Origin of the sequence: Limnohabitans sp. WS1 (genome assembly GCF_003063265.1) — a bacterium.
Lineage (GTDB): Bacteria > Pseudomonadota > Gammaproteobacteria > Burkholderiales > Burkholderiaceae_C > Limnohabitans_A.
Genome location: NZ_NERU01000005.1, coordinates 229,753 through 240,823 on the forward strand (window position 1 = coordinate 229,753; position 11,071 = coordinate 240,823).

Here is an 11,071-nt window from a genome sequence, read left to right on the forward strand (position 1 = left end):
TGATCACGACGAGGGCGTCGCTCCTACAGGGGGACAATGCCCTGCATTTTGTGGGAGCCCCGCCCTCGGGGCGATGGGTCGTGGTCTGCGAGGGTGATCGCGACGGGGGCGTCGCTCCTACAAAAAAAGCGTCAATGCCCACATCATCGGGCTGGATCAATCAAGCCGGGCAGGATGTGCACGGTCCCGCTTGAGGCTATGATCGCCGACCTTTGGTACACACGCTATGGCTGGAATCCACATCACCGACATTGAAGCCGCCATCACCCATTGGCGCAGCAAGAACCCCTCGCCTGACGGGGTGTCGCTGCCGCCTGAGCTGCGGGCATTGGCCCAGGTGTATGGGCTGATGGTCTACCACCAGCAGGACTTGGCTGACGAATTCACCTTGCCTGTGAAAGCCGCCGAGGCTTGGCAAGACTGGTATGCCAGCACGCCCGATACGCCGTGCATTGCCATTTGCTCGACCAGCCAGGGCGACGAAACCTGCAAAGGTTGCGGCCGGAGTTTTGAAGAGGTGCAGCTGTGGATTGAGATGAGTCCCGGTGAAAAACGTGCCATTTGGCAGCGCATCACCGCAGAGGGCACCTCGTGGCGCTTTAACCGCTATGCCGAACGCGCCGCCGAAGACCGCCGTTGGGCCAAAGCGGCGGCCGATGCGCAAGTTCCGCTCGATTTGAAACCCTGACAACGTTGAGCGCCAGTCGGCTTCATGGCCGTGAGCGCTCATTCGTCCAAGTCACTGCCCTGAACCACGCGCCGCACCACGTCGGCGTTGAATCCCCGGGTCAGCAAGAAGCGCATTTGCTTGGCCCTGTCTTGCGGGTCTTGGGGGGGGTGTCCAAATTTCTTGCGCCACACTTCCGTCGCACGGTGCCATTCCGTTTCTTTCAGGCCCGCCATGGCTTCGGTCACCGCTTCGCCTGACAGTCCCTTGGCGGCGAGCTCTTGTTTGATGCGGGTGCTTCCTAATTTGGCAGACCGTCGGTTGACCAAGGAGTCCACGGCGCGGCCGTCGTTGATGAAGTCCCGCGCCTGCAACTCGTTGAGTGCCTTGGCCAATTCGCCGGGCACTTCTTCGTGGGGTCCCAGTTTGCGCTCCAACTCGGCACGGGAGTGTTCACGCTGGCTCAAAAGCCGCAGGGCGCGGCCTTTGAGCGAGGGCTGAAAACCGGGCTTGTTCAAGCGGCTTCGGCCTTGGGGGCGGCGATGGCCGATTCGAGCAAACGGATGCCCAGCGATTCGCGCACTTTGTTTTCGATCTCGCGAGCCAGCGCCGGGTTTTCACGCAGGAATTCACGGGCGTTGTCACGGCCTTGGCCGATTTTTTCGCCTTGGTAGGCATACCAAGCGCCCGACTTGTCCACAATTTTGGCGGTCACACCCATGTCAATCACCTCGCCTTCGCGGCTGATGCCCGCGCCAAACAGGATGTCGAATTCGGCGGTTTTGAAGGGCGGAGCCACTTTGTTCTTGACCACTTTGACCTTGGTCTCGTTGCCAATGGCGTCGTCGCCCTTTTTGATGGTGCCGGTGCGGCGGATGTCCAAACGCACCGAGGCGTAGAACTTGAGCGCGTTGCCGCCGGTGGTGGTTTCGGGGCTGCCGAACATGACACCGATCTTCATGCGGATCTGGTTGATGAAGATGACGGTGCAGTTGGTCTTTTTGATGGTGGCGGTCAGCTTGCGCAGGGCCTGGCTCATCAAACGCGCTTGCAGGCCGGGCAGGCTGTCGCCCATATCGCCTTCGATTTCGGCCTTGGGCGTGAGCGCTGCGACCGAGTCGATGACGACCAGATCCACCGCGCCAGAGCGCACCAGGCTGTCCACAATTTCCAGGGCTTGCTCGCCAGTGTCGGGCTGGCTGACCAGGAGTTCTTGCAGGTTGACACCCAGGTTTTGCGCGTATTGCACGTCCAGGGCGTGTTCAGCGTCCACAAAAGCACAGGTGCCGCCCAAGCGCTGCATTTCAGAGATGACTTGCAAAGTGAGGGTGGTTTTGCCCGAGGACTCAGGGCCGTAGATTTCGATCACGCGGCCACGGGGCAGGCCGCCCACGCCCAGTGCGATGTCCAGACCCAGAGAGCCGGTGGAGACGACTTGGATGTCGGCGATGACTTCGCCTTCGCCCAGACGCATGATGGTGCCTTTGCCGAATTGTTTTTCAATCTGAGCCAGGGCGGCTTGCAGGGCTTTGGACTTTTCGCTGTTCACGTCACTCATGAAAATCTCCTTGAATATCAATGGGTTGTGGCACCAGTGGGCTGGGTCATGTGCTGTTGACTGGATGCTTGAACAGTACTGTAAACGAGCTGTATAAACCTGTAAACTCAATTTTTAGTCAGTTTACCTTATCATTTACGACCATGGAACTCACCCCCATCACACCGCCTGAGGGCCTTGAAAAACACGATGACCGATGGCGGCAAACCCATTTGGGCCGATTGCTCGGACACGCCATGCGCCGCTTTGATGAGCGTGTGCTCTACCTCATGGCGGGCAACGAAGGTGTGCCTTTGGCTTTGGCCAATTTGGCAGCACGCGACCAGATCAGTGCAGCCCATGTGCACATCACGCGGCATTTGGCGTTGGAGGGCTCGCGCTTGACCGATCTGGCCCAAGCGGCGGGCATGAGCAAACAAGCCATGGGCGACTTGGTGGACCAGTGCACGGCCTGGGGTTTGGTGCGGCGTGAAGCGGACACAGCCGATGCCCGTGTGCGTCGGGTGGTGTTCACGCCCGTGGGATTGGCTTGGTTGCAGGCATTCAAGGACGCCGTGGCCCAAGCCGAAGCGGAGTTTCGAGCCGCCGTGGGCAAGGATGTGGCCACCGTGGTGGCCTTGGGCTTGGAGGCCTATGCGTCTTGAATTTTGCCCAAGGGCTGTGCACGGTGGAACTAGAATCAGACAGCCCGTACCGGCACACCCGAGAGCCTCACACAACAACAGGAGACAGCCATGCGTATTTTGATAGCCGAAGACGACCAGGTTCTGGCCGATGGTTTGTTGCGCACTTTGCGCAGTGCCGGTGCTGCCGTCGACCATGTGGCCAGTGGCAGCGAGGCCGATGCGGCCCTCATGACCAACAACGAATTCGACCTGTTGATCCTGGATTTGGGCTTGCCCAAAATGCATGGTTTGGACGTGCTCAAGCGTCTGCGATCGCGCGGTTCAGTCTTGCCTGTGCTGATTTTGACCGCAGCCGACAGCGTGGAAGAGCGCGTCAAAGGGCTGGATTACGGGGCCGACGATTACATGGCCAAGCCCTTCAGTTTGCAGGAGCTGGAAGCCCGGGTTCGTGCCTTGACCCGACGGGGCATGGGCGGGGCCACCTCCCAAATCAAGCACGGCCCGCTGGTCTATGACCAGTCCGGTCGGGTGGCCACCATCGACGGCAAAATGGTGGAGTTGTCGGCCCGTGAGTTGGGCTTGCTGGAAGTCCTGCTGCAACGCGCGGGGCGTTTGGTCAGCAAAGATCAGTTGGTGGAGCGTCTGTGCGAATGGGGCGAAGAGGTCAGCAACAATGCCATTGAGGTGTACATCCACCGCTTGCGCAAAAAAATCGAGAAAGGGCCCATCCGCATCGCCACGGTGCGCGGTTTGGGTTATTGCCTGGAAAAAATACCGGGTTAATTCATTTCGGTTTTGAGCACCGGTTTCGGCGCTGAAATACCTTTACCCATGAAATCCCAAGGCTGGAACGTGCGAATTTTCAAACGCGAGCAGCGTTCCTTGTTCGGGGAAATACTGGACTGGATGCTCACCCCTTTGCTCTTGCTTTGGCCCATCAGCCTGGCCTTGACCTGGCTGGTGGCGCAAGGCTTGGCCAACAAACCCTTTGACCGTGCGCTGGTCTACAACGTGCAGGCCTTGGCCCAGCAAGTCAGGCTGGGACCCGATAAAAAGATTGATTTCAGTTTGCCCCAGCCGGCCAGTGAGTTGTTGCGGGCGGACGAAACCGATTTGGTGTACTACCAAGTGCGTGGGGCAGCGGGTGAGCATTTGAGCGGTGAGCGTGATTTGCCTGCGCCACCGGCAGACCAGGACAAGGGCAGCAGCTACGAGGTCCACATTCGCGACGATGAGATGCGTGGATTGGAAGTGCGGGTGGCCTACACCTGGATTCGGCTGGATGCGAAAAACCAACCGCCCGCATTGGTGCAAGTGGCCGAAACCCGTGAAAAACGTTCGGTGCTGGCCGCTGAAATCATCAAAGGCGTGATGTTGCCCCAGTTTGCCTTGTTGCCTTTGGCGGTGCTGCTGGTGTGGCTGGCTTTGGTGCGGGGCATCAAGCCCTTGTCTGAGCTGGAAGAGCGCATCCGGGAACGCAAGCCCGACGACTTGAGCCCCTTGGACGACAAGGCCGTGCCCATGGAGGTCGCACCTTTGGTGGTCTCGGTCAACGAATTGCTGGAGCGCCTGAAAGACTCCATCGTGACCCAAAAACGATTTTTGGCCGATGCCGCACATCAGCTCAAAACCCCACTGGCCGGTCTGCGCATGCAGGCCGATTTGGCGCAGCGTTCGGGCTCCAGCGAAGAGGACCTGAAAAAATCCTTGCAGCAAATTGGCCGAGCCAGTGTTCAGGCCACCCACACCGTCAACCAGTTGCTGTCGCTCGCGCGTGCGGAAGGTGGGGGCACGCATGTGGCGCAGCAAAGTTGCGACATGGTGTTGCTGTCCAGTGAAGTCTTGCAAGACTGTTTGCCACGGGCGATGGACAAGGGCCTGGACCTGGGCTATGAGGGGGTTGACTCGGGCACTTTGGGCGCACAAGTGCAAGGCAATGCCACTTTGCTCAAAGAGATGCTGCGCAACTTGGTCGAAAACGCCATGCTTTACACGCCCAGCACCTCCGAGCGTCAGGGGGTCATCACGGTCAGGGTCTTGGTGGACCCGTACAGCCGTGCCCTGGTGATGCAGGTCGAGGACAACGGTCCCGGCATCCCCTTGCCTGAACGTGATTTGGTGTTTCAGCCCTTCTACCGTGCACTGGGAACCAATGTGGACGGTTCGGGTTTGGGGCTGCCCATCGTCAAGGAAATTGCACAACAGCACGGGGCCACGGTGAGCATTGACTATGCCCACCATGGGCCAACGCCGCATGGCGCGTGTTTTACCTTGCGCTTTGCAACGAGTTGAGACACCGCCTGCCAAGGCGTGCCCCGCCCACCAAGACCGGCTGGGTGGTCCTCGATGTCAGGCGGCGGGGCTCATGTTGAGCTGCAAACGCTCGCGGGCCATGACACGCGCCACGGCAGGGTGGGCGGCCACTTTGGCCACAAAAGCCCACAACTCGGGGTGTTCTTCGGGCGCAATGCCTGCGATCGTGCCCCAACGGGTCAGGGTCAAAGCATAGGCATCCAGCGGGCCAAAGTGTGCGCCACTCAACCAAGCTTGAGAAGAGTCAGAGGCCTGGCTCACCAAGCTTTGCAACTCCCCCAGCATGCCGCGAAACAGCTGGATGTTGTAGGGTTTCAGGGCCGCTTGGACTTCGGGTTGATCCGAGAATTTTTGCGGCATGAAGATGTGGGTGAACGTGGGGTGCACAGTGTTGTTCATCCACGCCAAGGTCGAGATGGCCCGTGCGCGAGCCAAGGGCTCTGTGGGCAAAAATCCCAGTTCGGGAAAGAGTTGGTCCAGGTGCAAAACAATGGCCACAATTTGTGTCACCGCTTGACCGTTGTTGACCAAAACCGGCACCTGGCCACGCGGGTTGATGGCTTTGTAGTCGTCGCTGTTTTGTTCACCCTTGTGCAGTTTGACCATGCAAGGCTCAAAGGGGGCACCGCTCATTTCCAGCAGCACATGGGGCACAAAAGAGCAAGCACCGGGGGCAAAGTAAAGTTGAAGGCTCATGGGGTGTTTAAAAAACTAAGGCTGAGAAGACGGTTGGGCCGCCGAGGCATCCGCCGCCACGGGGGGTAAAACGGGTTCGGCCACGAGGGCTGGCTTGCCAGGGGCTTGGGCACTCAGGGGGGAGACGGTCAGGGCTTCGGGCTGAATTTGTTGCGCAAGACGTGCCGGTTCCCGGTGACCATGGGGGTCAAAGCCCCAAGGCGCAAAAAGCCCCCACTGCCAAGCCAGCAGCACCGCGTTGAGCAGCACCAAAATGCCAACCCCGTATTTGAGCTTCAAAGGGAACCCCCTGATGAAAATGGACGCACACTGATTTCGGAACTGACGATGTCGTGCACCAGGCCATCGGTTTGGATGCGCAGCGCCCCGTTGGGGCCAACCCCCATGGCCAGACCTTGTTGGCCATCGCTGGTGTGCACCTGTCGACCTTTGAGCGTGTCGCGGGCTTCAAAAGCGGCCTCAAGAGGGGCAAAACCCTGTGACTCAAAACGCAGCAAGGCTTGGATGAGCGGGCTGGCAACGCGTGCAAGGCAAGAGGGTGCCGTCAATTCGGGCAGCAACTCTGACAAGCACGCGGGTGGCGTGCTCAGGCCTTCGGCCAAGCGCGGGCGGATGTTCAGGCCCACACCAACCACCACTTGGCTGCGCCCGCCCATGCTGGCCGCTTCGACCAAAATGCCGCCGAGTTTGCGGTCTTCAAACCACAAATCATTGGGCCATTTGAGTTGCACATCGGGGTGCAGGCTCTCAGCCAGGCTCAGGCCCACGGCCAGTGACAAACCGGACCAGTCTTGGGGGGTCAAAGACAGACTGAGAGAAAAGGTGAGCGAGTCGCCCGGCTGGCTTTGCCAGACCCGGCCCAAACGCCCCCGTCCTGCCGTTTGGCGTTCAACCACCAACAAGGTGGATTCCAGATGACCCGCCCTCGCACGGCGCATGAGTTCACTGTTGCTGGAATCCAATTCGGGCAACACCTCGACCGTGAAGTCGGGCAGCAGGGGAAAAATCTGTTCCCAGATTGTTTCGGCGGGCCAGGGTGTCATGGGCGTCAAGGGGCTCAGACGCCCCGCGCTGACTTTTTCTTCTGAGCTGGGATTTTGGGCGTGGCCGGGCGGCGTTTGGGGGAGAGCAAAGTGCCCCGGCAGTTGTCGCTGCCACACCAGCAGGGGTATTCGGCCTTGAGCTTCTTGGTGTAGGGCTCGTCAATGATCAGACCGTAGTCGTAGTTGAGCTCTTCACCGGCGGCAATGTCGCGAATGGCTTTGATGAAGATGCGGTCGTTGTCTTCGTCAGCTTCGCAGTTGGGATCGCAGCTGTGGTTGATCCAGCGCGAAGAGTTGCCACCATTGAGCGCATCAATCACCCGGTCTTCGTTCACATGGAAGTAAAAGGTGTGATTGGGGTCTTCGGGGTTGTGCGGGTGACGGTCTTGGGCTTCGTCCCAGCTGATGATCTCGCCCACATATTCAATGATGGTGTCGCCCTCGGCAATGTCTTGCAAGGCAAATACGCCCTTGCCATGCACGCCTGAGCGGCGGACCTGGATGCGCTTGCCGGTGGTGCGTGGCACAGAACGGCCAGGGGTCGGAGCAGGTGTTTTGGCCACAGCGTTGAAAAATTTGTTATGGTGAATTCATGTGGGCGTGCGCGTGAGCGCGTGCCCGGGCGCGTACACACACGCGAGACAACGGGATTGTAATGACATGAAGACCTTGGTAATTGCAGAAAAGCCTTCAGTGGCCCAAGACATTGTTCGGGCCCTCACACCGGTGGCGGGCAAGTTCGAAAAGCACGATGACCATTTTGAGAGCGACACCTATGTGGTGACCAGCGCCGTGGGCCACCTGGTGGAGATCCAGGCCCCTGAGCAATACGACGTTAAGCGCGGCAAGTGGAGCTTTGCCAACCTGCCCGTGATTCCGCCGCACTTTGACCTGAAGCCGGTGGACAAGACCAAGAGCCGCTTGACGGCCGTGGTCAGGCAAGCCAAACGAAAAGATGTGACGGCCATCATCAACGCCTGCGACGCGGGCCGCGAGGGTGAGTTGATCTTCCGCCTGATCGAGCAGTACGCAGGCGGCGCCAAGCCGCTGAACAAGCCCGTCAAGCGCCTGTGGTTGCAGTCCATGACGCCGCAAGCGATTCGCGACGGCTTCAACAGCCTGCGCAGCGAACAGCAAATGCAAGGCTTGGCCGACGCCGCCCGCAGCCGATCCGAGGCCGACTGGCTGGTGGGCATCAACGGCACGCGTGCCATGACCGCGTTCAATTCGCGCGATGGCGGTTTCTTCTTGACCACTGTGGGCCGGGTGCAAACGCCCACGCTGGCCGTGGTGGTCGAGCGTGAAGAGCAAATCCGCAAGTTCGTGAGCCGCGACTACTGGGAAATCCACGCCGAGTTTGGGGCTGCAGCGGGCACGTATCCGGGCAAGTGGTTTGACCCCAAGTGGCGTAAAGAAGAAGACGCCGAAAAGAAAGCCGACCGCAAGTGGACGGCTGCTGAGGCACAAGCCATTGTCGACGCCGTGCGCGGCCAAAAAGCCACGGTCACCGAAGAGGCCACGCCCACCACGCAGGCCAGCCCCGGCTTGTTTGACCTGACCAGCCTGCAGCGCGAGGCCAACGGCAAGTTTGGCTTCTCGGCCAAGACCACGCTGGCGCTGGCCCAAAGCCTGTACGAACGCCACAAGGCCCTGACCTACCCGCGTACCGATTCGCGCCACCTGCCCGAAGACTATGTGCCCGTGGCCAAGCAAACCTTTGAAATGCTGGCCGACAGCGGCATGCGCCACCTGGCCCCGCACGCGCTCACGGCCCTCAATAACAACTACGTGCGCAAGATCCCGCGCGTGTTCGACAACAAAAAAGTGTCGGACCACTTTGCCATCATCCCCACGTTGCAAGCGCCCAGTGGCTTGTCCGAGGCCGAGCAAAAGCTCTATGACCTGGTGGTGCGCCGCTTCATGGCGGTGTTCTTCCCCAGCGCCGAGTACCAGGTGACCACACGCATCAGCGTGGCCGCTGGCCACAGCTTCAAGACCGTGGGCAAGGTCTTGGTCAAACCCGGATGGCTCGCCATTTATGGCAAAGAAGCCGCCGCTGAAGTGGAAGACGCCAAAGACGGTGACAAAGGCCAGAACCTGGTGCCCGTGCAACCGGGCGAACAGGTCGGTGTGGAGTCGGTCGAGGCCAAGGGCCTGAAGACCCGGCCCCCTGCACGATATTCAGAAGCCACGCTGTTGGGTGCCATGGAAGGCGCGGGCAAGATGGTCGATGACGACGAGCTGCGCGAAGCCATGCAGGAAAAAGGCCTGGGCACGCCAGCCACCCGCGCCGCCATCATTGAAGGCCTGATCAACGAAAAGTACATGCTGCGCGAAGGCCGCGAGATGATCCCGACGGCCAAGGCCTTCCAGCTCATGACGTTGTTGCGCGGCCTGCAGGTCGAAGAACTCTCGCGCCCCGAACTCACGGGCGAGTGGGAATACAAGCTCGCGCAAATGGAGCAAGGCAAATTGAGCCGCGCCACCTTCATGGCTGAAATTGCGGCCATGACCGAGCACATCGTCAAAAAAGCCAAGGAATACGACCGCGACACCGTGCCCGGCGACTACGCCACGCTGAGTGCGCCGTGCCCCAACTGCGGCGGCGTGGTCAAGGAAAACTACCGCCGCTACACCTGCAATGGTGCCGATGGGGCCAGCGACGGCTGTGGCTTCTCGTTTGGCAAGTCGCCTGCCGGGCGCACCTTCGAGCCGGTGGAAGTCGAGCAGTTCATGCGCGACAAAAAAATCGGCCCCTTGGACGGCTTCCGCTCCAAGGCCGGCTGGCCCTTTGTGGCCGAGATGGCGCTCAAGTACAACGAAGAAGAAAAGAACTGGAAGCTCGAATTTGACTTCGGCGACGACAAGAAAAACGAAGACAGCGGCGAGATCGTCGAGTTCAGCGACGAAGCCTTGGGCGCATGCCCCAAGTGCGGCAGCCCGGTGCACGAGCATGGCAGCAACTATGTGTGCAGCAAAGCCCTGCCCACGAACGAGCAACCCACGCCCAGCTGCGACTTCAAGACCGGCAAGGTCATCTTGCAGCAACCCGTGGAACGCGAACAGGTCATGAAGCTGCTGAGCACGGGCAAGACAGATTTGCTCGACAAGTTCTTGAGCAACCGCACACGCCGCACCTTCAAGGCCATGCTGGCCTGGAACCCCGAAGAGGGCAAAGTGACGTTTGAATTTGAGCAGCGCGAAGGCGGCAAGAAATACCCGCCACGCAAGACGGCCGCCGCCAAAACGCCTTTTGGCAAAACAGCTGCGAAAAAAACCACGGTCAAGACCGCTGTAGCTAAAACCGCCAAAGCCCCAGCGGCCCAAAAAGTTGCCAAGCCCGCAGCCGAAAAAGCCCCGCGCAAAGCCGCTGTGGGCAGCTTGAAGCCCAGCCCCGCCTTGATGGCCGTGATTGGCGACGGTGCGTATGCCCGCACCGAAGTGGTCAAAAAAATCTGGGACTACATCAAGGCCAACAACCTGCAAGACCCGGCCGACAAGCGCTCCATCAAGGCCGACAGCAAGCTGCAAGCCGTGTTTGGCAAAGACCAGGCCACCATGTTCGAGCTGGCCGGCATCATTGGCAAGCATTTGAGCTGAGGCACGAAAGGGGCTGGACCCCATGCTGTGTCGGGCTTGTCATGTGCACAGCCATCAATCGCGAGCCCTGAAGGAGCCCCGCATTCGGGGGATTGCCCTGCATTTTGTAGGAGCCCCGCCCCCGGGGCGATTGTGGGTGGTCTGCGAGGCTTGATCGCGACGAGGGCGTCGCTCCTACGGGGGATTGCACTGCCTTTTGGAGGAGCCCCGCCCTCGGGGCGATGGGCGGTGGTCTGCGAGGCTTGATCGCGACGAGGGCGTCGCTCCTACGGGGGAGTGCCCCGCATTTTGTAGGAGCCCCGCCCTCGGGGCGATTGTGGGTGTTCTGCGAGGCTTGATCGCGACGGGGGCATCGCTCCTACGGGGGATAGTGCCCTGCATTTTGTAGGAGCCCCGCCCCCGGGGCGATTCTTGGTGTTCTGCGAAGCTTGATCGCGACGAGGGCGTCGCTCCTAGTGCGCCCGTGAAGGCGCGTACACAGCATGGTGAGAGTCCATGTCGGGGTAAGCCAAGGCCCCGTAGTCGAAGGTAACTGCGTCGCTGCGAAGCGGGGTGGAGAGCAACCGGA

At 60.2% G+C, this 11,071-nt stretch carries 11 protein-coding genes; 5 read left to right on the forward strand and 6 right to left on the reverse strand.

Annotated elements, in window-relative coordinates; genetic code table 11:
- Nucleotides 1-226 precede the first annotated feature (226 nt).
- Complete coding sequence (locus tag B9Z48_RS09395; protein WP_108377925.1) at nucleotides 227-688, forward strand: DUF3717 domain-containing protein; 462 nt, start codon at nucleotides 227-229, stop codon at nucleotides 686-688.
- Nucleotides 689-726: 38 nt separating this feature from the next.
- Here B9Z48_RS09395 and recX read toward each other — a convergent pair whose 3' ends face one another.
- Nucleotides 727-1,185: a recombination regulator RecX gene (recX, locus tag B9Z48_RS09400; protein WP_108377926.1), complete on the reverse strand. Its 459-nt coding sequence runs from the start codon at nucleotides 1,183-1,185 to the stop codon at nucleotides 727-729.
- Nucleotides 1,182-2,225, reverse strand: a complete 1,044-nt coding sequence (gene recA, locus B9Z48_RS09405; RefSeq protein ID WP_089955335.1) for a recombinase RecA — start codon at nucleotides 2,223-2,225, stop codon at nucleotides 1,182-1,184. The genes recX and recA overlap by 4 nt, the downstream gene beginning before the upstream one ends.
- A 143-nt stretch (nucleotides 2,226-2,368) precedes the next feature.
- On the opposite strand from recA, the gene B9Z48_RS09410 reads away from it, so the two are divergent.
- From B9Z48_RS09410 to B9Z48_RS09420, 3 genes are all read left to right on the forward strand, one after another.
- Nucleotides 2,369-2,869, forward strand: coding sequence for a MarR family winged helix-turn-helix transcriptional regulator (locus B9Z48_RS09410; protein WP_108377927.1), 501 nt, complete (start codon nucleotides 2,369-2,371; stop codon nucleotides 2,867-2,869).
- Between the two features lie 90 nt (nucleotides 2,870-2,959).
- Nucleotides 2,960-3,634, forward strand: coding sequence for a response regulator transcription factor (locus B9Z48_RS09415; protein ID WP_089955340.1), 675 nt, complete (start codon nucleotides 2,960-2,962; stop codon nucleotides 3,632-3,634).
- A gap of 48 nt (nucleotides 3,635-3,682) precedes the next feature.
- The gene (locus B9Z48_RS09420; RefSeq protein ID WP_233261068.1) at nucleotides 3,683-5,143 is read left to right on the forward strand and encodes a sensor histidine kinase; all 1,461 of its coding nucleotides are present in this window, start codon (nucleotides 3,683-3,685) and stop codon (nucleotides 5,141-5,143) included.
- Nucleotides 5,144-5,200: 57 nt separating this feature from the next.
- Here the strand turns inward: B9Z48_RS09420 and B9Z48_RS09425 are convergent, their stop codons facing one another.
- Genes B9Z48_RS09425 through B9Z48_RS09440 form a run of 4 tightly spaced genes read right to left on the reverse strand, consistent with a single transcriptional unit; the run spans nucleotide 5,201 to nucleotide 7,430 of the window.
- Nucleotides 5,201-5,860 carry a glutathione S-transferase family protein gene (locus B9Z48_RS09425; protein ID WP_108377928.1) on the reverse strand — a complete coding sequence of 220 codons (660 nt, stop codon included), beginning with the start codon at nucleotides 5,858-5,860 and terminating at the stop codon, nucleotides 5,201-5,203.
- Between the two features lie 15 nt (nucleotides 5,861-5,875).
- The gene (locus tag B9Z48_RS09430) at nucleotides 5,876-6,139 is read right to left on the reverse strand and encodes a hypothetical protein (protein ID WP_108377930.1); all 264 of its coding nucleotides are present in this window, start codon (nucleotides 6,137-6,139) and stop codon (nucleotides 5,876-5,878) included.
- Nucleotides 6,136-6,903: a biotin--[acetyl-CoA-carboxylase] ligase gene (locus tag B9Z48_RS09435; protein WP_108377932.1), complete on the reverse strand. Its 768-nt coding sequence runs from the start codon at nucleotides 6,901-6,903 to the stop codon at nucleotides 6,136-6,138. The genes B9Z48_RS09430 and B9Z48_RS09435 overlap by 4 nt, the downstream gene beginning before the upstream one ends.
- Before the next feature lie 14 nt (nucleotides 6,904-6,917).
- Complete coding sequence (locus B9Z48_RS09440; protein ID WP_108377970.1) at nucleotides 6,918-7,430, reverse strand: SET domain-containing protein; 513 nt, start codon at nucleotides 7,428-7,430, stop codon at nucleotides 6,918-6,920.
- 133 nt (nucleotides 7,431-7,563) lie between these two features.
- Here B9Z48_RS09440 and B9Z48_RS09445 point away from each other — a divergent pair, with 133 nt between their 5' ends.
- Nucleotides 7,564-10,503 (forward strand): DNA topoisomerase III, encoded by a 2,940-nt coding sequence (locus tag B9Z48_RS09445; RefSeq protein ID WP_108377934.1) that lies wholly within the window; start codon nucleotides 7,564-7,566, stop codon nucleotides 10,501-10,503.
- The last annotated feature ends 568 nt before the right edge of the window (nucleotides 10,504-11,071 follow it).